Origin of the sequence: Daejeonella sp. JGW-45, from assembly GCF_029360805.1 — a bacterium.
GTDB lineage: Bacteria > Bacteroidota > Bacteroidia > Sphingobacteriales > Sphingobacteriaceae > Daejeonella.
Genome location: NZ_JARKNC010000008.1, coordinates 362164 through 384813, shown reverse-complemented (window position 1 = coordinate 384813; position 22650 = coordinate 362164). Strand labels below are relative to the sequence as shown.

15 protein-coding genes are annotated in these 22650 nt (G+C 42.3%); 8 read left to right on the top strand and 7 right to left on the bottom strand.

The annotated features are described in order from the left end of the window. Nucleotides 1–24 precede the first annotated feature (24 nt). From P2W76_RS11150 to P2W76_RS11140, 3 genes are all read right to left on the bottom strand, one after another. Nucleotides 25–288 (bottom strand): nucleotidyl transferase AbiEii/AbiGii toxin family protein, encoded by a 264-nt coding sequence (locus P2W76_RS11150; RefSeq protein WP_276347912.1) that lies wholly within the window; start codon nucleotides 286–288, stop codon nucleotides 25–27. Then, nucleotides 285–569 carry a hypothetical protein gene (locus P2W76_RS11145; protein WP_276347911.1) on the bottom strand — a complete coding sequence of 95 codons (285 nt, stop codon included), beginning with the start codon at nucleotides 567–569 and terminating at the stop codon, nucleotides 285–287. The genes P2W76_RS11150 and P2W76_RS11145 overlap by 4 nt, the downstream gene beginning before the upstream one ends. A 206-nt stretch (nucleotides 570–775) precedes the next feature. Beyond that, the gene (locus P2W76_RS11140; protein WP_276347910.1) at nucleotides 776–1048 is read right to left on the bottom strand and encodes a hypothetical protein; all 273 of its coding nucleotides are present in this window, start codon (nucleotides 1046–1048) and stop codon (nucleotides 776–778) included. A 647-nt stretch (nucleotides 1049–1695) separates the two neighbouring features. On the opposite strand from P2W76_RS11140, the gene P2W76_RS11135 reads away from it, so the two are divergent. Further along, the gene (locus tag P2W76_RS11135; protein WP_276347909.1) at nucleotides 1696–3363 is read left to right on the top strand and encodes a hypothetical protein; all 1668 of its coding nucleotides are present in this window, start codon (nucleotides 1696–1698) and stop codon (nucleotides 3361–3363) included. 47 nt (nucleotides 3364–3410) lie between these two features. On the opposite strand, the gene P2W76_RS11130 is transcribed toward P2W76_RS11135, so the two are convergent. Together P2W76_RS11130 and P2W76_RS11125 are read right to left on the bottom strand one after the other, a co-directional pair. Further along, a complete protein-coding gene (locus tag P2W76_RS11130; protein WP_276347908.1) occupies nucleotides 3411–5129 on the bottom strand; it encodes an ATP-dependent helicase in 1719 nt (572 codons plus the stop codon). After that, on the bottom strand, nucleotides 5129–7045 hold the full coding sequence (locus tag P2W76_RS11125; RefSeq protein ID WP_276347907.1) for an AAA family ATPase: 1917 nt from the start codon (nucleotides 7043–7045) through the stop codon (nucleotides 5129–5131). Before P2W76_RS11125 ends, P2W76_RS11130 begins: the two co-directional genes overlap by 1 nt. A gap of 251 nt (nucleotides 7046–7296) precedes the next feature. Between P2W76_RS11125 and P2W76_RS11120 the strand changes: the two genes are divergently transcribed. Beyond that, a complete protein-coding gene (locus tag P2W76_RS11120) occupies nucleotides 7297–11136 on the top strand; it encodes a tetratricopeptide repeat protein (protein ID WP_276347906.1) in 3840 nt (1279 codons plus the stop codon). 318 nt (nucleotides 11137–11454) lie between these two features. On the opposite strand, the gene P2W76_RS11115 is transcribed toward P2W76_RS11120, so the two are convergent. Further along, nucleotides 11455–12393 carry an HNH endonuclease gene (locus P2W76_RS11115; RefSeq protein ID WP_276347905.1) on the bottom strand — a complete coding sequence of 313 codons (939 nt, stop codon included), beginning with the start codon at nucleotides 12391–12393 and terminating at the stop codon, nucleotides 11455–11457. A gap of 481 nt (nucleotides 12394–12874) precedes the next feature. On the opposite strand from P2W76_RS11115, the gene P2W76_RS11110 reads away from it, so the two are divergent. Beyond that, a complete protein-coding gene (locus tag P2W76_RS11110) occupies nucleotides 12875–13390 on the top strand; it encodes a putative immunity protein (RefSeq protein WP_276347904.1) in 516 nt (171 codons plus the stop codon). Nucleotides 13391–13647: 257 nt separating this feature from the next. Here P2W76_RS11110 and P2W76_RS11105 read toward each other — a convergent pair whose 3' ends face one another. Beyond that, the gene (locus P2W76_RS11105) at nucleotides 13648–14421 is read right to left on the bottom strand and encodes a helix-turn-helix domain-containing protein (RefSeq protein WP_276347903.1); all 774 of its coding nucleotides are present in this window, start codon (nucleotides 14419–14421) and stop codon (nucleotides 13648–13650) included. A 232-nt stretch (nucleotides 14422–14653) separates the two neighbouring features. On the opposite strand from P2W76_RS11105, the gene P2W76_RS11100 reads away from it, so the two are divergent. From P2W76_RS11100 to P2W76_RS11080, 5 genes are all read left to right on the top strand, one after another. Beyond that, nucleotides 14654–17428 (top strand): cadherin-like beta sandwich domain-containing protein, encoded by a 2775-nt coding sequence (locus P2W76_RS11100; RefSeq protein WP_276347902.1) that lies wholly within the window; start codon nucleotides 14654–14656, stop codon nucleotides 17426–17428. Then, on the top strand, nucleotides 17410–19701 hold the full coding sequence (locus P2W76_RS11095) for a cadherin-like beta sandwich domain-containing protein (RefSeq protein WP_276348372.1): 2292 nt from the start codon (nucleotides 17410–17412) through the stop codon (nucleotides 19699–19701). The genes P2W76_RS11100 and P2W76_RS11095 overlap by 19 nt, the downstream gene beginning before the upstream one ends. 21 nt (nucleotides 19702–19722) lie before the next feature. Next, nucleotides 19723–20607, top strand: a complete 885-nt coding sequence (locus P2W76_RS11090) for a PorP/SprF family type IX secretion system membrane protein (protein ID WP_276347901.1) — start codon at nucleotides 19723–19725, stop codon at nucleotides 20605–20607. 482 nt (nucleotides 20608–21089) lie between these two features. Continuing rightward, a complete protein-coding gene (locus tag P2W76_RS11085; RefSeq protein WP_276347900.1) occupies nucleotides 21090–21443 on the top strand; it encodes a hypothetical protein in 354 nt (117 codons plus the stop codon). 104 nt (nucleotides 21444–21547) lie between these two features. After that, nucleotides 21548–22627 (top strand): efflux RND transporter periplasmic adaptor subunit, encoded by a 1080-nt coding sequence (locus tag P2W76_RS11080; protein WP_276347899.1) that lies wholly within the window; start codon nucleotides 21548–21550, stop codon nucleotides 22625–22627. Nucleotides 22628–22650 lie beyond the last annotated feature (23 nt).

The window sequence follows — 22650 nt, the reverse complement described above, 5'->3', positions numbered from 1 at the left end:
TTTCCTCTTTCTGGACAAAAAATCTCAGAACATAAATTGATCATCTTCATCACAAGGATAGTCACAACCAAATAGCTTTTCACCGTACAGGTCTTTAACTTCTTTTACTATATGTTTATAACCTTCTTTCCCGATAATTTCGGGACAAAATAGATCTATATCAATTGATTGACGATGGTTGTAGCGTAAAGCAAGATTTGTTCCTCCACCCAGACTAAAACGCCGAAGAGAAGATAGTTCTTGAAGTTCTTGAATAGTGTTAATTAAAGCTTCTGAAATAGAGCTCATTTGAAACGTGCAAATACCGGAACATGGTATCGCTGAGAAACAAGAAAGCATACCTTGTTACTAATCCGTTCTTTAGTCGACTTTAATTCTTTAACAATTTGGCTTTTGGTATAAACCTGTTCAAGAGTTGTTATGTCATGCAAAAAAGTAGCTGGAGTTGTGGCAAGGAGCGCCCGCGGGATAATAATATCCTTGTCTTTCTTAAGATCAAGAGTATCAATATCCATATCCCATACAAGGTGCTTCGGGAGTATCTGGGAAATATTTTGCAATTTTTTCACACTCAATTTATTACAAATATTACAAATGTAATAATTTAAATAGGAGCAAACTATGTACCAATTGTAAGAATACTCTTTTTGATACTAAATGAACAAAGATAGACCATCTATTTTGAATGGTCAGCAAGATGTAAGTTTGTCTGACAAAGTGCTCTTGTCCCTCAGGAAGAAGCCACGTTTTTCGGCTTCAGCAAGATGTACATTTGCTACACAAATGAATCTTGCCTTTCGTGAAGAAGCCCTGATTCTCCGGCTTCAGCAAGATGTACGTTTGTGGCACAAACGAATCTTGCCCTAGGGAAGAAGCCTCGAATTTCGGCTTCAGCAAGATGTACGTTTGTATCACAAACTAATCTTGCATATGGCAAAAATCCTCCGAAGTCGGATTTTTCAATGACCATCTTAAACGGAATTAAGAGCAAGAAATGAGATGAGAATTCAAAGCGCAGTCTCGTCTCTAAACCAACATTTTTTTTCATTCATTTTGGCTTTGTTTCGCAAAGGTAAACCGCTGCGGCAGGCAAGGCCGAGCCCTCCGGGTTTGGGGCAAGAAAATCTCTACACCTCCGCTTTGCTTTGGATAGTATTTTCCAGCCGCAAAGTCTTGCTTCGCCAGGCCCGCGCTCGTTTTTTTTGCCTCTACCAAAGCCAAATGAGAAGTATGCCATTGGTGACAGAGCTCGCTGGGGGTGGAAACATTCACTCTGGTACTGAATTCCATGATAGGGCTAAGAGGCGCGGTACTTTATTGACGCCCTCACCGCAGTATAGAACATCAATGATCATAAGATGAATCCGGTGAAGGGGGACACGATTAAGGAGGCTAAGAAGTCGGAAAGCGTTTCGCAAGCTCAGGAAGCCTAAGGCCTCGCTGGACAGAAAACATAAGGCCGAGCAGAAAGGAGATTCGCTGGTGCAGAATAAGCGGAGCCGGAAAAGGTATTAAAGTTTAGGATTAGGAGCCCGCGGAAACGAGCTTTTTGTTGCGTAAGGTGGTGTAACTTAAGAACCCACTGGACAAACTTTTTAACTATTTTCGAAAATGAATAAATGTTAAGAAAATTAAAGCTCTAATAATCAAATATTTACATAAGAACAATTTTAATAATCAAAAAAAAATTCGAGCTTGCTAAATATAGAAGAAATAAAATTATTAAGGGCAGTGGGACAAAAAGAACATTTATCGAAAATAAAACTTCCTAACAAGTACGAATTGTATATCCTCAATCTGCTTAAAAGGTCACGCTTTTTAGTTGGTAAAGAATTAGTCACGTTGTTAAAAAGTGAATTTGCAGTAAAGGATGATTATGCGCGCAAGATCCTTCAAAGAGCAGTAGCTGAAAACTTTATCACATCATCTTCTCCGGTAACTTTTGGGTACGGGCAATTTGCCTACTTACAACCTGGTACAGTCTTAACCTATCAAATGGTTAAACAGATATGTAAGGAGAACCGGCCTCCGCTCTATAGATTGATGATGGCGATGGATATTAATAATGGTATAATCTCCTATTACGAAGGGCTTAAAGTTACATCTGCGCCTGAAGAACCTACATCTTCGAAAGTTAATACTTTAAATCAGTTGGTAGATGTCCTTTCGAAAATGGAATTTGTTTATGAGAAGAATGATGAAAATGGTGTAAAGTACATTATCGTGAAGACCTCCAATGTTGAGCTAGGAGATATTGAGGAGGCGGCATTAATGGCGGGCCATTTTAATAAAATGATCATTGATTGTATGTTTATTCCTGATATCTTACGCTGGTTGAGAAAGAGTAATCTGATCGATAATATTCAATTTTTGTATAGAAATAAAAAAACACCGTCTATTGGAGCAGAACAAAATAGCTTAGTATGGGACGCACTGGCGTATACCAAAACTACTGGCATCAATCCAACACTAGGGGCTGAAGCGACAACAATAGACAAGCAGACATTCGTTCCTCTCGATATCGTTATACACAGGCCTTATGAACAGGTGGATTTAGACGGCTTTTACAACCGTGTGCAAATCGTTATTAATTCAGTCAAAACGACTGTCAGAAAGGTGTTGCCGATTGTAATTTATAGGGATGCGTCGGAATTGATCATTAATTCATTGAGTAAGCTAGGTTTCCTGGCATTTAATATTTCATCTATTTTCGGCACCAGAATCCATGAGGTAATAACGAAATTCAGTGAAATCCAAATCGGAATGGATCCGGATGAAGATGATATTCAAAAAACAGTAACATCTATTTTATCAACTTTGAAGTCAGCGGGTCAGGATGATAATTTAAAAGACCTCAAAGGAACACTTTTTGAATTTCTACTGTATCCGGTCTTGAAAACTTTTTATCCTAATGCTGAAATTATTCACGGCAAAACTTTGTCGGAGAAGCGTTCGGGAGAAGAAAAGGAATATTATGAATATGATTATATTATCAAGTCCTCCAACCCCAAGGAAATAGTAATTGTGGAATTAAAAGGCTATTCGTCGCACGCACACATTGCACTTGGTGATACTAACACAAAGAATACGTTAAGATGGTTCTTCCGAAAAACTCTTCCTTTTGCTCAAAAGTACTTTAAGAAAGAAATACAGGAAGGGGCTCATTTTGCGGCAAGCTTCATAACCCCGGCAGGATACTATGATGATGGTTCCGAATTTTTACAGAAAATATCGAATTCAGCTCTGAAACCTAAAAAATTTGAAATTTCTTACGATGGACAGCGATTGTTGAAAATGCTGGAAGACAACGACTTTGATAAAATTAAGGCCACTGTAGAGAAGTTCTATTCGAAACCTGAATAATAAGGGGATCGTTATATTGTTAATACCGACACTTGAAAATTCGCCTGCTATGCAAATTCGATGTCGTTTCCCAAATATTCTTTAACCTTTTCCTCTCCGATTGTATTTGGCACAGCGATACAAGCCATCGCCTCAGGACGCGATAATGCTACGTAAATCATACGTTGCTTTTCAGAAGGCAAACCGGTCGGCTTTTTAAATTCCGAAAGGGAAATGTTTGCTGCCGTACTATTTTCACTCAATACTAATAAAACGGAATGAAATGTCATGCCCTTAACTTTGTGAATAGTAGTCACTGGATAATCTACATTTATTTCGGGATAAAGAAGTGCTTTTAAGTTTAACGCGTAGAATGCCTTCCCTTTCTGTTTTAGCTGGAGGTCGATAGTGACATTGAGTTCGCTATAAATAAAATCCACGACTTTTTTTGTCCAGGCCTCTAATGTGTCATCAATTGAAGGCATTCGCCTTAAGAACTCAAATAGTTGAATATTGACATCTAAATCTTCCTTCATTTTCTCTCGAAGATTCCATTGCTCCTTGCGATCTGCAGCAGGTACTTGTATCTCAACTAGAAACTTTCTCAGTGTATCAACAGCACTTTTTACATTTCCCCCATTATAGAACTGTTGAGCATCCACTAAGCTCCTGGCTGCCCCATGTTTCCAAGGTTGTTCAGAAGAGAATTTCGCACCGAACATTTCAAGATGCGTGCTCCCCCGAACCAGAATATAGTTTTCTTTCGTTATGTCTATTAAAGCTTCATAACGACTTATTAGATCGGAAAGGTTCGCTGGATCATATCTCAATACTTTTAAACGATGATCTGTAGTATGCTTACAAGATGAAATAATCGAAACTTCGGCTGGAGATCGGAAGAGGCTATAAGCATTTATGATTTGCTGTGACGTACGCCTACAATCCTTTAATCGTAACGGTTTCCAGTTAGCTGTGTCGGCAAAACGGGCCAAGAAAAGGTCTGGACGTGCTTCTCTGAACTCATACAGGCTCTGGTATGGATCGCCGACATACTCTATGTTTGTTAGCCCTGCGGCGATGAGTATATCAAATATCTTGTATTGTATTTCCGAGGTATCTTGAGCTTCATCAATAATGAAATACGGGAATCGCTGCACCAGATCGTCGGCAATAGAAGGAAATTTATTTAATAACCGGAAAGCTATGTAAGTAGAATCATCGTTATTTAAATAGCCATTGTTTAGTTGCCAATTCTTAAATGTTGCCGCATATTTGTCGAATATAGCAAGATCAACCGTCTGTGCCTTCGGACGGTTTCCGTTCCAGCTGATCTCACCAGTTGATTCAAATTTCAGTTTTGATGGCTGCAATATCCTAACAAGGGGTTGTTTGGACTTGGCCGGAAAATAACCAAGATTCATTTCATCAAGAAAGGAAACAACATCAAGAATTATCGGCCGCTTTGAAGGTTTCCCCATCAAATAGTAAAACGGTAATGTTATATATCGGTTAATAAAACTATCCAACGTGGATACACTGTGTGGAAAGCTTAAATAGCTATTGGTCAAACCTCGGAACTTGCTTGCAATTTCTTCCGTAGCTGTATTTGTAAAGGATAAGCAGGCAATCCCAGCATAAGGACCATAAGTTTGTTCACATTCTTTTACTAGGGCTCCCAATTTGTAAGCGATTGCAGTAGTTTTGCCACTGCCTGGGCATGCGTTTAAAATGATTTTTCCGCGACCATCTAAGTAAGGTTTATTATCAGGGGTTATGTCGAACTGCATTATTGAATTACATGGTTAATAGCTTTCTTGATGTATTCCGGTACATTAAATTGGAGAGTTTTCCCACTTGCTTGCGCCTGTAAAAATTCCTCATCTAAAGCAATTGAGAAGTTTTGTGCGAATTCAGCTTTCGATGGCAAAGATTTCCACAACAAAATGGCTATCTTTTCTCGCTCGTCATTGCTCAGCGTGGGGTTGGGCAAACTTTTTACATACAAGTCGATTACTGCTGATTTCTTTGAATCAACCGTTGCGATATACTGCACTAAAAAATTGTTAAAATATTCGACTTTGGTCCCCGGAATATTTGCTAATGCAATTTCAAATTCAAGCGTTTTGAACGCTGCAAACAGCCTCACATCAGTAACATGATTACTAAGCGTTGACCGAAGATTACCTAGCCGATTACCAATGGTTGCGTTATAAAGGTCTGCATGAAAGCCGGTTAGGTTTTTAAAAGATTGGGTGGTTAAATTTTTAAAACTGTTCTTGGACTTTGATAAGCGGTCATCGTCAGTAATAATAGCTCCTTTATAACTGAGTTTCCGATTAGGATCGGTAGAATTAAAAAGGTGTATGAATGAATAAAAAGAAATACCGTCAACACTGACGATCTCACAGCGATGATCCTCTATACGCTTGTCTAAGACTTCTGCAAAGGCTCGAATTAGAAGTTTTTCTGAGATGCCTTCAACAAAAAGTATTCCGCGGGCATAGAAAAGTTGGCTTTTTGTAACGTCCAAATATCGTTGCAGTTGCATTTTTCGCCTTAAGAAGTCTTTTTCGGTGAGGACTGTTTTCTTGACGATTTGCTCAATTATATTTTCCGCGGCACGTTCCTTAAAGCAATCGCCAACATTCACGGCAGAGCCTTTTAGTACTATCAGATTGTCAAGGTCTGACTTAGACGTCAGTGTTGGTGAGTGCGTTGTAATAAATAGCTGACAATTTGTTGGGGAACTGGCTACCTTTAAAAAATTGTAAAGATTCAGTTGTAATTGTGGGTGCAAATGAGCTTCCGGTTCTTCGATTAATAGAACAAAATGTTGATTCGAATTATCCACAAGTCGCTCTTTGATATCACCGAGAATAATAGCGATATAAATGAGGTTATTAAAGCCTAAGCTGTTTTGATAAAGCTGAAATCCTTCATTCTCAAGGAGTTTCTTATCGTGCGGGAGGTATGGTTTTATTACGTTGACTATGCTTTCGATTCTTGAGGACTCCTCTATACGTAGACCGATCTGATTATCTTTAGATATTTTAAAAATATCATCCAAATGCAAATTTACGCCTTGCCTCGTGGTCAAAACCTCTGGGCGCTTTAGCAATTCGGTATTTGCATCTTTTATAATCTTTCTGAAATCATCCTCTGTGTTGCTTCGTTCAACTAATCTCTTGATCACAGAACCCAGGACGTTGCTTTTTATATTTAGAAGATCAGTCGTACTGTCGCGTAAGGCCCCTAAATAGTAATGTTGAAAGATGTCAAAAGTACCAGGATCCGCCTTCTGTTCAAGGGTTGCACCTGTATAATATGAAAACTTCGGATAGCCTTTTTCACGGCGTTCGTACTGGATAGTGATTTGAGCATAATCTTTTACTGGGTCTGTCGGATGGAGTATTAAATATTCATATAAAGCTCCTTTCTCTGTAGTGGTTAATCCATAAAATAAGTATTTAATCTCAATGATATTGCTTTGCTTGCCATTTGCGCTGTTGATATAGAAGTCATCATTAGCTAGATAAATGTCTTTTTTAGGATTCCCCAAATTATAAAGTAGCCTAATGGCGTCTATTGCCGCTGTTTTGCAACAGCCATTTTCTCCAATGATGATATTAATATTTGGATCGAATGGGATAGTTAACGATTCAATACCTTTGTAATTTTTAATATAAATAGTGGCTAAATACATTGAGATTTAATAGGTTAGGTAAATGCAATTTATGAAATCCTTTTACTAATATTTAAAAGTCTTTGTGCTTGTTTGTATATCAGTCGGTTGCTAGCGCGCATTGGTCACAGTGATTATGACGGCTTAATCATTCGTCTTTCTTCTTTGCCGTAGCGTGCTTTAGGTAGTCATGTGACACTAATATTAATGTGAAGAAGTACTAAAAAGATTAGCCGGCTATATAATTATCTTTACTAAAAAGTTTTAGCGCCTTGATTATTACGCCTTTTATTCCCTTCATCGAAAAGATCTGGCCAGCGGTTTCCGTTTTAGGTGCAGGTATAATTAAGAAAAAGCTGTTCTTCCATGAGATATGCCGAGATGTCGGCGTTGAGATACATGAAGATGATTTTGATTTTACATACCTGCAAAGCCTGTCGATCTATTTGCTGGATGTGGAGCATCAATGGGGCGAGATTTTCCAACTGGAAGATGTGCGGAAGGCCTTTCACACCGGTTATCCAGCTAACGATATGACGGAGGTCCGGCGATTGCTGGACCAACACCTGCATACGACGATCAAAACGGGGCCGTTAAAGGATCTGAATGTGGTTCCCAGCCCTTTAGTAGACAACTTTATTGATGTCTACAAAACGCAAGTCCGCGACAATTTGTCTCCATCTCACATGGAAAGCTTGCGGGCAACCGCACAAATAAGTGACACTGTTGATAAAAGTCATAATCTGCTGCTGGAGTTGGCAGAGCGTGTCAACAACTTAGCAGCTGTTCCGCTGGAAAACTATATGTTAAGAGGCGATGTGGAACAGTTGATAGACACCGAGCATCAGGCACAGCTAAACCAGATAAAGAAAGCGTTCGACACGCACCAAATTGAAACTGCCCAACAGAATCTGTTAGGATTTAAAGAAAGAATATGGGAAGGCACCACGGACAATATTCGTTTCAAAGTACTTAATAACATCGGTTACAGCTTTATGCTGCTCAATGATTTTGATGCAGCTATACCATATTATGAGCAAGCAGCCGCTATCAATCCTGATCATGCCGCTAATCTCTCCAGTTTGGCAGGATTGTATATGGTTAAGAAACGGTATAGGGAAGCTGCTCCGCTGGCCGAGAAGTTGTCTGACTCACACCCTGCGCTTAAATTGGCATTGGAGCTCTATGCGTTACCCGAAAACGAATTTCCGAGCGACCTGGATGATCTAGTGCCGCAGGAGTTGCGCGACGTTCCAGAACTATTGGTTGCGTTAATTAACATTTCAAATAAACGAATGCCACAGGTTGCTCTTAAATACGCGAAACGTTTATACGAGCTTAAAACAGATAGTGATAATTTTATTGATATCTATTGTAACATCGTTTGTTTTGTCATTGTCGGTGACCATGTGGACTTTCAAACGCTGGAACTACTAAGTGAAGAAGACAAAAATCACTTGCGCCTGGCGAAGCGACTTTTAGTGCAACAATGGGAGAAATTCAAAAATACCGGGCAACTTCAGTTGCAGATTCCGTTGTTGGAACGACTTAATTTGTTGCAAACGGTTCTAGACGAGCAGGCTGACGCATTGGAGACTGCCAAACAGCTGCTTGAAATAGATCCTAGTAACTATTTCGCGACCAAGCAAGCTGGCGTCAATTTCATGTTCTCACAACGGTACGCGGAAGCAGCTGATCAGTTTGCAAAGATCGGTTCAGATCATCCCCAACTGTACGAATTCCACACCTCTTGGCTGCTTGCTTTGGGTAAGACTAATCGTATGGATGACGCTAAACGTATTGCACATCTGCAACTGGATAAACCTGATATTTTACGGGAGGATCAGCAGAGGATTTTGAATACGTTAGCTTTTCTATATGCCGAAAACCAACAATATGAGGAAGCTCTCAATTATATTGAGAAAGCCGCACTTTTGAATCCATATAGTCTCGGAGTAATTGCGGACAAGGCGAAGATTCTACGGGCGACTAACCGAAACCAAGAGGCTAAAAACGTTGAAACGCAGATGCGTTCGTTGATTGCAGAGCATCTGAGTGAACAAACTATTAAGGATCGCTATTTTGCAGCGACATATTTTCTTCAGTTTGGCAAGCCGAAAGAGGCGGCATTGCTATTTGAAACGATGACGCAGCCCGGCCGCAATCATTTTTTAACCTATCAGTTAATCGATGCTTGGATGCGCTCTGGTCAAAAAGCAAAAGCACTGCCCGTCTGCATAGATTTGCGCGAACGTTTTGGCCCGAGCCCGGAATATACCACTAAGGAGGTGGCGATCTATTTCCACTATCATGACTACAAACAAGCGGAGAAGATACTGACAGAATTTGTGAAACATTTCCCTGATGATCTGTCCGCCCAGCTTAATCTCGCAGGCCTTTTTCACCGTAATAAAAATTTAAATGCTTTTAGGGAATTTTGTAACACAGATTTGAGCCGTTTTGACTTTCGACCGGATCAAATGTGGGGCTATGTTGAGTTGCTGCGTAGTGGAGGTTATCATGACCGTTGCCTCAAACTGCTTTACGATTACCGAAGAGCAAACCCATCATTTGAATCGAACCAGCTGTTTATGAACTATTGCCTTGCAGATCCAAATGAACGTGAACATACAGCTATACCAGAAAAAGTTTCAGAAAATGTCGCCGTCACGCTCGTTTGTGGCAAACTAACAGTCTGCTACGTGGTCCTTGATCTGCCGGGAAATCAGCTGAAAAAACATGAAGGAGAAATAAACCTCCAGGATCCAATTTATAAACTCCTTGACGGCCAAACAATTGGAAAGCGCATTGCTTTACACAAGAACCAGGATGAGCGTTGGCAAATCACCCAAATACTTCCATTGTACACGCACGTCTTTCAACAGGCGTTACATCAGAACACCACGATCTACGCCGCGCAATCCGGTATCATATCTGGAGAAGTGAACGAGCTTTCCGATATTGAAAATTTTATAGACCGACAACTCGCCCAACGGAAACCATTCGATGAGGCAATGGAGAAGCAGGAAAAAAATTACGAAGCTCATTTACTGCCGCTGTCTACTTATGCCATTTTTAATAAAACAAGTCCGATAAACATCTATGAGTATTTTAGTCGGTCCTGTGGAATTCGTTGTGCTTTAGGTAATGTAGTGCAATACGATCAGGCCGTTCAAGTTGCCGGGTCGTCGTCTTTGTTAGTGCCAGATATTACAGCGTTGCTCACGATGTTCAAGATCGGATTAAACCGACCTGAGAATACACCTAAGTTTATTATTCCGCACACAACTGCTGATCTGATCTACAACTATGTAGGTGAGAAAGGTCTTACCTCGCACACCGAGCACATGAGCTTCGGAGTACATAAAGGGCAAAAAATACGGATCCATATTACTGCTGAGGAAAAACAAAGAGAGTTAGAGCACCTCAAGACTCTTGAATCTTGGATCGGTCAAAATTGCGAAATCAAACCGTGCAAAACGCTGCTTGAATACGACAGTAAAAAGTGGCAAAAATTCAAGGACGCGATCGGCGTTGATATCTTTGAATCTGCAATACTGAGCCTGGAAACGGGTGCCCTTATGCTTTCGGATGATACTGCCACGAGAGGCTTGATAGAGGAAGAATTACAGGTTAAAAGTGTCTGGACTCAGCCGTTTGTGCGCTCACTTGTCGTTAGAAATATGATTTCGAGCGAAGACGGTTACCGGTATTATGTTGAGCTAATTAAGTTGGGTCACCGGCATACTACCGTTGATAAGGACATGGTCTTGCATGTACTGCAAAAAAGCAACTATACTATTGATCAGGCTGTATCCGCGACCGTTGATATTTTAAGTGGCTATCATAGTGATGAAAACTCCCTTCAAATTGCATTCACGATCATAGCTGAACTTACAAAGCTGGCACCAACACCTAAACGGTTTGAAGAATTATGTTATTATTTATTGATGAGGTTCATGAGTGGCAGAACAGTCTTTGGATTAAGTTCTCGTTTTTCTCGGCTATCAGATTACTACATTTCAGATCCCAACATTTCGCTGGTTAAACATGCAATTTGGGAACTCTGTATCGACCATGGAATCCCCCTTTCGAACCGAAGGAAAATTTAGCATGAGTTCACAACCTATGATTATTAATTTGTTGACAGCTGTTATAACGCGATTGCTGAGCTACTTATCTACTCTTTCTTAGAATCACATACCCCAGTGATTCAAGTGATAATTATCCAGCCCTTTCTTTTTGGCTTCTGCTGAGGCAAAGTTATACCTCTTCGGTTGGCAAGGCCATGCCCTCCGGGTTTGAACAAAAAAATCTCCACGCCTTCGGGTAGTATTTTTTCGCTGCAAAGCCTTGCCGTCCCAGGCCCTGCACAAATTTTTTGCCTCTATCAAAAGCTAAAATGAAATGCATGCCAAGGTGCGATATATTTAACCCCTGAAAATGGAATTATGCCATTCTATGTATTGTTGGTTGGGTCTGTCAATTTCTTTTCCAGGCAGGTACAATAATTCTTTGCCATGATATTGGTAGTACTCCCGCCCGTTTTCAAATTCTTCTTTGATTGCTTTGCTAATTTCAACCTTATAATCTTTTGTAATGGTGATATATCCCGTATCAAACAATTTATGCATGTCAGATCGAAGAAGAATGCCATTGGAAATATTATGTGGTCCTTGTTCGTTGTATGGCTTAATATGCGCTGCATCCAAAACTGGCAAGGTTTTCTCACCGCTTATGGAACATCGTCGGCTATATGCATCTGTTACCAAGACCCTGAAAGCACTTTGTCCAATTCGAACTTTCTGTAAAACCGACTTTCCGTAACCAGGCCAATCCGAATCATTTACAACAAAAGGATTTTCTGTGAATTCTGGATTTGAAAGGAGATACTTTTGTAGCGTGTTGTTGATCTGGGTCCAAAGTTCACTTCCTATACCTGCGGTGTCAAAACCTTTTCCCTGAACGATGCCGGTTTTGCTCATAAATTGATCTACAGGAATCCAATCTTGGGTTTTAAAAAATATTGGATTTGTCAGAACGATGCAGCCGATAGTTGGGTTTGAGTTTTCTTTGTCTGTACGATAGGATAGGATTGATCTCTTGAACTCATTAAAGGACCCACACCCATTTTTCTCTCCAAAAACATCCCATGCCATATTAAGCGGGAGAAAAGTATGACTTGAAAAGAATCCGAGCCCGCCAATAACATGGTAAGGCTTTTTTAATTTAAACAGAAACGGTTCTCCTGGCTGAAGATATTTAAAAGCCAAATTTCCTCCGGGTTGCCAAAAATTGACATCTTCAGGTGATATCCTGCTTAAATAATTAAACCAACTATTGTCAGTCGCTCCTGCGTAAAACTTCATCAAACCTTATTTTCCTAAAAGTAAGATAAAATTGGCAGTGAAATTATTTGAGAGTTTGAATTATCTCATCTGCCCTAGACCTTTCAACCCGGCTGGTCAAGCTTGCACTCAATATAAATTTCCCGGGTCGTATTCCAGATGCAGTTAAGTATAAATATCGAAACAAATCCGAAAATCCTTACCTTTACACCGTCGTTTTGGCCCAGTTACCAAACCAACTACCAGTACACTCCGGTTCTTTGTATATAATTGATATTTAGCTAATTACAGCGCAAGGTTCGAGCCCAGGTGGGCGAGCGGTCTTAATGATATCATTAGGACCGTTTTTAGTTAAAGCGAACTTTTGAGCCTGCCTTTAAAACGAATAGAGGTACTTTTTATTCGGCTTCATTCGGGTTTTCGTTTATCTCAGGTTTATGACATCCCAGTCTGAAAAGCGTAATTGTAATGGACTGAAAATAAAGATTCCCTAAATTTACATATGATCCTACCCCAAGAACGGGATTCCAGGTTTATTACGATCCGGCGAGGCGGTACGTTGACGGATGGCGACCACCATTTGTTAGCGCTGTGGGCAGCAGATTGTGCGGAACATGTATTGCCGCTTTTTGAGTCGGTGAGACCTGATGATACGCGGCCACGCGAAGCTATTAAAGCGATCAGGACCTGGGTTCGCGGCGAAATGAAAATGTGGGATTGCAGATCAGCGGGTGGACGGGCTATGTCGGCGGCAAGAGATTTAAAGGGTGCCAGCCGGAATGCAGCCTATGCGGCAGGGCAGGCGGCGGTAGTTGCCCACGTCGCTGCACACGAATTGGGTGCTGCGGCTTATGCTATCAAAGCGGTTTGGGCGTCTGTTGAAAAAGAGCAGGCAGATGAAGCAGGACAAAGGGAGTGTCAGTGGCAACGGGATCAACTTCCTGATGAGATCCGTGATCTTGTCCTGGATGATCAAAGATTAAGAAATAGCATTTGCTGGAATGTGTTTAATATTTAAACAAGGGATTATTATTAGTCTATTCAAATGATCCATAAAATGATTCGATAAACGCCCAGGTGGGCGCACAGAAATAGAAAGCTTCTCTTTGGAGAGGCTTTTTTAGTTTAAAGTAACTTCTGAGTACTGCCAGGACTGTTTTAATTAGTTTTGGCATGGCTACTGGTCAATTATTAATTCAATCAAATCAGCATTTTAAGCAAAATTGACTCCCACTGAGACCTTTGGATGGAGGAAAGTATTTGGTTTTGCCGGAATTACACTTCCTTTTCATCCGGTGCCGCGGCAAGCAGATCCGATACATTTAATTGGTATACCTCTTTGTATAATCTGTTGAAATAAGTGGCTGTACTAAAACCGGCAATGTTTGAAATTTCGGCTATGGTTGTATACTTCCCGGACGAAATAGCTTCGGATGCTATTTTTAGCCGGACATTCTGGATTAGTTGATTAGGAGTGAGACCTCGTATCCGTTTAACCTTCCTGAAAAGCTGACGTTCGCTCATCCCCAATTCCGTACTCAGCAAGCCGACACTTAAATTCAGATGGCCGATATACTTTTTAACAGCGTCTTCAAATTCATTGAGCCATTCCTCTTCTGCTTTTAAACGCTCGTTAACAACACCACGATTAGAAACGAGCAGGTGAGACACCGCTTCTTCTTTTTTATGCCGGGGATTGATCTTCTTGGCGATTCCGAAGATCAAGTGATCGCGCTTTATTGGTATGGATGTCCATGATAACCAAACTACCTCCCCGCTTTTGCTAAGGTATCGGTTTTCAAAGTTAAGGAGCGGTTGATCTTCCTTTACGCTTTGCCTGCTTTTAGCTGTAATGTCCTGATCGTCGGGGTGAACAAACGAGTTTATTGGTCGCGATGTCAGCTCTTCATCAGTATATCCAAGCGTTTTTGAAACTGCGGGATTTACTTTCTTAAAATAACCATCGTATCCGGCAATGCAGACCAAATCCGGAGTCAGTTCAATAAAATACTCGAGGTCGAACAAACTTGTAAAAGTGGGCTGATTCATCGCAGGATATTTTATGCTCAAAAGGTTTCGGTCTTTCAAATATGATAATTATCGTGAGTTAAACGATATATAAGGTCAAAATTTACCGTAAGAATTAAATCGTATCGACCATTTTGGCAGGCTGGTTCAGGAGATTGGCGGGTTTGTTCTTTTCTTATGGCAGATTTTTGTAGATGTAGGGGAGGCAGAATTAAATATTCGGCATTAACCTGTTAAGAATTTCTACCTGTCTATGAAAAAACATTATACTCATTTTCTTAAAAGCAATTCGAAGAGAATTTATCTCATCTTTCTCCTTTCGCTGTGCACTAGTGTTGCCAACGCTCAAAGCGTGACCTGGGCATTTTTGAAAGGCTTTAAGGATACAACAGGAACCCCCGTTTATGGCACAATAGGTGTAGCAGACCCAGCCAATTTGCCCGGCGCACGACACAGTTCTGCTACCTGGCAAATCGGCAGCAAGCTCTATCTGTTTGGGGGAGGTGGCACATCCTCCAACACCTCATACCTCAACGACTTGTGGGAATACGATACGGATACCGGGAACTGGCGATGGATCAAAGGGAACAGTTCAACTAATCAACCAGCTGCTTACGGCACCATGGGCGAACCGGCAGAAGCCAATACCCCGGGGTCAAGAGGTAATTCGGTGACCTGGGTAAGCGGAGGCAAGCTCTATTTGTTTGGGGGGCAAATCTATAGCTCAGGCAATAACCACCGTCTGAACGATCTTTGGGTATTCGACCCTGCAACCGGATACTGGTGCTGGATCAAGGGCAGCAGTTCATTGAACCCAAATGCATTCTATGGAACAATTGGTGTAGCAGCGGCAGGCAATACGCCAGGCGCAAGACATAGTTCGGTAAGCTGGGAAAGCGGAGGCAAACTCTATCTGTTTGGGGGGCTAAACAATAATGCCTCAACAGGCGAAGCCTATTACCTGAACGATCTTTGGGTATTCGATCCCGCAACCGGATACTGGTGCTGGATCAAGGGCAGCAGCCTAGCAAATCAAGCAGGAACCTATGGTACACTGGGTGCAGCAGAGGCAGGCAATACGCCAGGCGGAAGATATAGTTCAGTTTCCTGGGAAAGCGCAGGAAAGCTCTATCTTTTTGGGGGCTATAATGGCAGGAATCTCAATGACCTTTGGGAGTATGAAATAGGAACTGGCCACTGGCGATGGATCAAAGGAAGTAACTCGACAAACCAGTTTGGCTCCTATGGCACGCGTGGTACGGCAGCGGCAGATAATAATCCAGGCGCAAGATACAAGTCCGGGGGCTGGGAAAGCGGGGGCAAATTCTTTCTATTTGGAGGAAATGGTTACGGCACATCAAGTTCCGGGAGACTTAATGACCTTTGGGAATATAATCCAGATACCGGGTACTGGCGCTGGATCAAGGGGAGTAATTTGCCTAACAAACTCGGCACACTAGGATCGATAGAGGCCGCAAATCAGCCTGGGGCAAGAGATGCTATAGCAAGCTGGGAAGCCGGGGGCAAGCTCTATCTATTCGGCGGCGTAGGTTTTGGCCTCACCGGAAGGTCTGGTCTTCGGGGAGACTTGTGGTCAGCCACTTTCGTTTCTACCAGTGCGGCACTTGCTAACCTTACGCTTTCTGATGGCACTTTGTCGCCAGATTTTCATTCCGATACCACGAGCTATTCAGCTTCGGTGAGCAACAGCACGGCCAGCATCACGGTAACACCAACGGTTTCAGATGCAACAGCAGGGGTAACTGTGAACGGTGTTGGAGTAACAAGCGGAAGCGCAAGTCCGGCAATCAGTTTATCCGGAGGTTCTAATACGATTACTACTGTGGTAACTGCACAGGATGGTGAAACGACCAAAACCTATACCCTTACAGTAAATCGAGCGCTTTCAACTAACGCTAACCTGGCGACTTTGTTAACCAGTTCGGGCACCATCGACCCGGAATTCGATGCGGCTAAGTTGAGCTATGCAGCGAGTGTACCGTTTGCCACCTCTTCGATAACTGTCACACCTACCCTGTCGGAGGCGAACGCGACCATCCAGGTCCAGGTAAATGGTGGAGGCTACGCCAGTGTTACCAACGCCAGTGCATCATCGGCATTAGTCTTGAACGTAGGCAGTAATACCATCGATGTAAAGGTTACCGCTCAGGATGGGACAACGATACAAACGTATACGATTACAGTAACCAGAGAGAAAGCCGATCAGGTAATTACTTTCAATGCCCTTGGCACTAAAAAATATGGTGATGCTGCCTTTGAACTCGAAGCTACCGGCGGCGCATCGGGCAATCCGGTAATCTACGCAAGCTCTAATACATCGGTTGCCACCGTATCAGGTAACATGGTTACCATCCTTAGCGCGGGGACAAGCAATATCACGGCTTCTCAGGCGGCGAGTGCGACCTACAACGCTGCTTCGGATGTGGTGCAAACGCTAACAGTGAATAAAGCAAGCCAAATAGTCACCTTCAATTCCTTAACTGCAAAGTCCTACGGCGATGCCGCGTTCGATCTGACCGCTACAGGCGGCGCATCGGGCAATGCGCTTACCTACGTCAGCTCGAACACGGCTGTCGCTACAATATCAGGCAGAACCGTGACGCTGGTTGGAGCCGGATCAACTAATATTACTGCATCACAGGCAGGAAATGCAAATTACAATGCAGCAAGCGATGTGGTACAGTCGCTAACAATTAACAAAGCAGGACAAAGCATCAACTTCCCGGCACTGGCAGCTAAAACTTTTGGGGATGCCGCATTTGATCTGACCGCTACAGGCGGAGCATCAGGCAATGCGCTTACCTACGTCAGCTCGAACACGGCTGTCGCTACAATATCAGGCAGAACCGTGACGCTGGTTGGAGCCGGATCAACTAATATTACTGCATCACAAGCGGGTAACGCTAATTATACTGATGCGGCAGACGTGCAGCAGGTATTGATTGTTAGCAAAGGAGTATCAGTTATTGCTAACCTCTCGGCTTTGGCATTAGCACCGGAACCTTAAGTCCGGTTTTCGCAGCAACGGAGACTTCATATCATGTATCTGTACCAAACGGGGTTAGCGCTATTACAATAACTCCTGCAGCTGAACAGGCAAATGCCACAATCCGGGTAAACGGAAGCATAGTAAATAGCGGAATTGCCTCAGGAATCTTAGCTCTCAATGTGGGAAGTAATATAATCAGTACAGTCGTTACGGCCCAGGATGGGACAACAAGCAAAACCTACACCATCGCTATAACACGTGCGGCCGCTATTTTATCCTCTGTAAGTACTTTATCTTCTCTTTCACTAAGTGCAGGAATATTAAGCCCGGCATTTTCACCCTCAGTAAGTTCTTATACTGCTTATGTCAATAACGGAATAAGCGCCGTTACGTTAAGCCCGGTAGCAGATCAGGCTGGAGCAACCATTAAAATAAATGGCAATACTGTAACTGCTAAAAATCCTTTGGGAAATATAGCACTAAGCGCAGGGGAAAATACCATTACTACTATTGTAACCGCCGAGGATGGCAAAAACACAAATACCTATGTCTTAAAAGTCACCCGCTTGCAACCAGAGCAGATTTTACCCGATGCAGGCGGTAATAGCACCGTAAATAACACGTCTAATCAGGTAATAATAACTTCTCCTGCACAAGCTGTTACGTTAACGGTAGCAGCCGGAACAACAGCAACTCCATCTATTTCTTATGGTAATCTTATTTCCGGGGGCACAGGAACTATCCCTCAAACCAGTATTAATTCCCCACTGGCAAACGTGCAGATCCCGGCCGGAACTGTTGTAACTGGCTCAAGCTCCACATGGAATGGTGTAATCTATGCACCGGCGGTTTCAAGTTATGATCTTCCTGTAGTAACGGGGGAGATAACTACGGTTGGACTGATCATAGAAGTTGGAAGTGAAACGAATTCACTTTCGTTTAATAAAGGAGTCAGGCTGTTGTTGCCGGGACAAGCCGGTATGCGTGTTGCCAGGGTTCACGGATCCGTGTATACAGAAATCACCGCTGTAGGCTCATCAGATACGCAGGCGGCAGGTGACGCACTTCCGGCAGACGGAGCCTTTAAGATCAATGCCGGTGCCGACCTGGTGATCTGGACTAAAGCGTTTTCAAGGTTTATCACCTTTACCCAAATAACAGACCTGAACGTGGCTGTAGTAGCATCTGATAAAAATGCACTGACAGAGGATCTGATCAAAGGTGCAAACACAGACCTTAATCATATCACCACTAAGCTGACTAATCCACTCCCGGCAAAGCTTCCCGGAGGATCTGAAGTGACCTGGACAAGCAGCAATGCTGCTGTAATTTCGGCAGACGGACAAATGCTAAACAGGCCCTTAATGGGGCTGCCATGTCCGATGATAACGCTTACTGCAACGATTAAGAAAGGATTAATAACTGATACAAAGATATTTAATTTGAGGATATTGCCTCTGGCTAACCAGGCACCAACACTTACAGCTATCCTTGATCAGCCGGCAATATGTTCTACCCCGGTCGTGCAAAGTATAGCATTAAGTGGCATCAGCGCAGGGCCGGAATCAGGGCAAAGCACTACACTAAGTGTGAACTCAAACAATAATCTGCTTAATCAACTTAGTGTGACATCCAGAGGTTCAACAGGTACAGTCACTTATGTACCTGTACCGGGAGCAAGCGGTACAGCAACAATCACCGTTACAGCAAAAGATAACGGTGGTACAGATGCTGGCGGTACAGACACAATATCAAGGTCATTCACTGTCACCATTAATCCACTGCCGTTGATCCATATCAGTAACAGTGCGGGTAATTCGCTGAGCAAAGGAAATACAGCAGTGCTTACAGCTTCGGGAGGAACAGAATACAGCTGGAAAACGGAATCAGGCATTATCAGCGGGCAAAACTCAGCAGTACTGACTGTCAGACCGGCAGTAACAACGAGTTACACGGTAACCGCAGTTAACGCTATGGGCTGTACAAGCTCACAAAGCATCACTGTCAACGTGATCGACGATTATCAGGCACTTGATGCAATGAATATCATGACACCGAACGGGGATGGGAAAAACGACTTCCTGATCATTAAAAATCTGGACTATTACCCTGATCATTTACTCAAGATATTTGATCGTTCGGGCCGGATAATCTATCAAAAAGTAAGTTACCAGAACGATTGGGATGGCAGCTTTGAAGGTTCACCCCTGGCAGAAGGCACTTATTACTATGTGGTAGATTTCGGTGCAGGTAAGAACAGACTGAAAGGTTTTGTGAGCATTATAAAATAAAGTAAAAGGATGATTTTAAGAATGAGATTTATATTCCAGACGTTCCTGCTTTGTATTTTACAAGGCATCGCCATACACGTCCATGCACAGCTTAATCCAATTGGCGCACTTTACTTCCAAAATCAATACCTGGGCAATCCGGCGATGGCAGGAAGAAAAGGCATTGATGTTAACATGGGTTATCGCAAACAATGGAGCAATATGCCCGGTGGACCATCCACCCAAATAATTACAGGGGAATACGCATTTGCCCGCAATGCAGGTATCGGATTGAATGTGTCCAATGAAACGTCGGGATTATTCAAAAGCCTGAGGAGCGTAGCCAGCTATGCGTATCATATGCCTCTCAACGAAAATAATACTAAACTTTCATTCGGTCTTTCATTAGGCTTCCTGAATGAACGCCTAAGCCGGGAAGATATCAATGGTGATCCAAATGATATTATTGTTGTTAACTATAACCAGAAGGAAACCTATATAGATGGTGATTTCGGCCTGGCATATACCAGTAACAAGCTGAGTGTTCAGGCTGCCCTGCCGAATATTAAGGGTATTTTTCAACGTGACCTGGTAAACCAGAGCATAAATCATCCCACGTTTTTCTCAGCAGTAAGTTATAAAATTGATAGCGAAAACCCCGGTGGGATAAGCCTGGAGCCCAAAGTGGTATATCGTGGCATTAAAGGACTTAATAATATCCTGGACATCGGGGCTAATGTTAGTTATGCAAATAGCAAGGTTAATCTTTTCGGAATGTATCATAGCATAGGAAGCGCTACTTTCGGATTGGGCATGAATTACCAATCATTTGGTATAATTGGCATCTACTCAACCAATACCACATCACTGGCTGCTTATAGCAGCGGGACCTTTGAGATTGGTTTGAAAGCCTCAGTATTTAAATAATAAGAGCAATAAAATCTGGTCCGTGGAAGCTAAGATGTACGTTTGTCGCACAAACGGATCTTGCCCCGGGGAAGAAAGCTTCGAACCTAGCTTGCACAATCCCGCAACTTTTACCCCAATTGACTTCATTTTGGCTCCTACGCCTTAACCCTCTTTAAGCACTGTCTTAACACTTCCTAAGCACTGAGATAACACATAGATAAAAACAAATAAATCCCCGCGTCTTTATGCGGATTTGGGTAGTTCGGGTACGTGATATTTGCTGGTTTGTGCGGTGATGAAGCAGGAGGTAAGAGGTAAGAGTATGAAGAGCTTCCAGCCCATTTAACTTAAAGATTATCAGTCAATCGTGTCTATAGAATAATTACTTAACACCCATTGATATTATCGTTTCGTAAACATATTTTTGCCGCTGAATGACACGAGACTTTATTAAGTATTTCTTAATTCTGTATGTTTTTTTGTTTTGCGCAACCGGGCTCATGCCGGCACTGCTGCAAAAGTCCGGCTCGTATCATCAATCTGCAAAAAGTTTTACTGAATCAGTTCAAAGTGAACTTCGCAGCCCTGAGCAAGTGCGTGCGGTTTTAACCAGGCTGCCGCTGGCCGGAACTGAAAGGCGAACGACTCGGCTCCTTGCCAACGAAAATGAGGTGCAGGAGGATTACTTTTCATCCAAAAAGGGTATTATCAAGTATACTTCCACAGCCGCAGCATTTGCGTTTGTTTTTCAGCCTTCTTCAAATATTCTTAGGGGAGTATTCGTCTCATTTACGGATGTCCCGGATAGTTTATCAAACAAAGTTTATCTCCTGATTCAAGTCTTCCGGATTTGATGTTCCCTTCTCCATTTTAATTGTCCGTTTCGCACATACATGGCTGCCATGATGTGCCAGTGTATTAACCTACACTTTTAATTATTTCCTCAATACAAATCTATATGAATAGAATTTTCATGGTTCTAATGCTGGGCGCCTTTTTGTGTCAAAGCTGTGAAACAAAAAAAGCAGAACAAGAAAAGGAGACTGAATTTCTGGTCAGTACTCCCTTAATCAAAGACACCTTAATTACCAGGGAATATGTCAGTCAAATTAGTGCAATAAGCCACATCGAAATAAGGGCCCTGGAAAGAGGTTACTTGGAGAAGATCTTTGTAGACGAAGGGCAATCGATAAACAAAGGCCAGCTAATGTTTCAAATAAAGCCGGCTATATACCAGGCTGAACTTCAAAAAGCACAGGCTGAAGCAGAATTCGCACAAATCGAATATCAGAACACAAAAAATCTTGCAGATAATAAGATAGTCGCTGCTAATGAGCTGGCGATGGCCAAGGCAAAACTGGATAAAGCAAAGGCCGAAGTTTCATTGGCCCGGGTCCGTTTAGGTTTTACCCAGATCCGCGCGCCTTTTAATGGAATTATGGATCACTTTCAGGTGAGATTAGGAAGCTTGTTAGATGAGGGTGACCTGCTTACCACATTATCAGACAATAGCGAAATGTGGGTTTATTTTAACGTTCCTGAAGCTGAATACCTCGATTATAGAAGCAATCAGGCAGGCCATAATATGTCGAGAGTGCGGCTGCAGATGGCAAATCATAAATTGTTCCCGCAAATTGGAGTTGTTAAAACTATTGAAGCGGATTTTAATAATGAAACAGGAAATATTGCCTTCCGTGCTACATTTCCGAATCCTGACAGGCTTTTAAGGCACGGTGAGACAGGGAATATATTGATGGACATTCCCATTTCCAATGCCCTGCTCATTCCGCAAAAGGCCACCTTCGAAGTGCTGGATAAAAAGTATGTCTATGTGGTAGATAAAAGCGGCAGACTGAAGTCCAGGGAAATCGTTATTGCTGCCGAACTACCGCATATCTATGTTGTTAAGGAAGGTTTAAGTCAAGACGATAAAATTCTTCTCGAAGGTTTGCGGCTGGTTAAAGAGAATGAAAAAATACACTATAAGTACCTGAAACCAGCATCAGTCATGTCTCAGTTAGATTTATATGCTGAGTAATCACATCTTAAAAATCAGAAGAC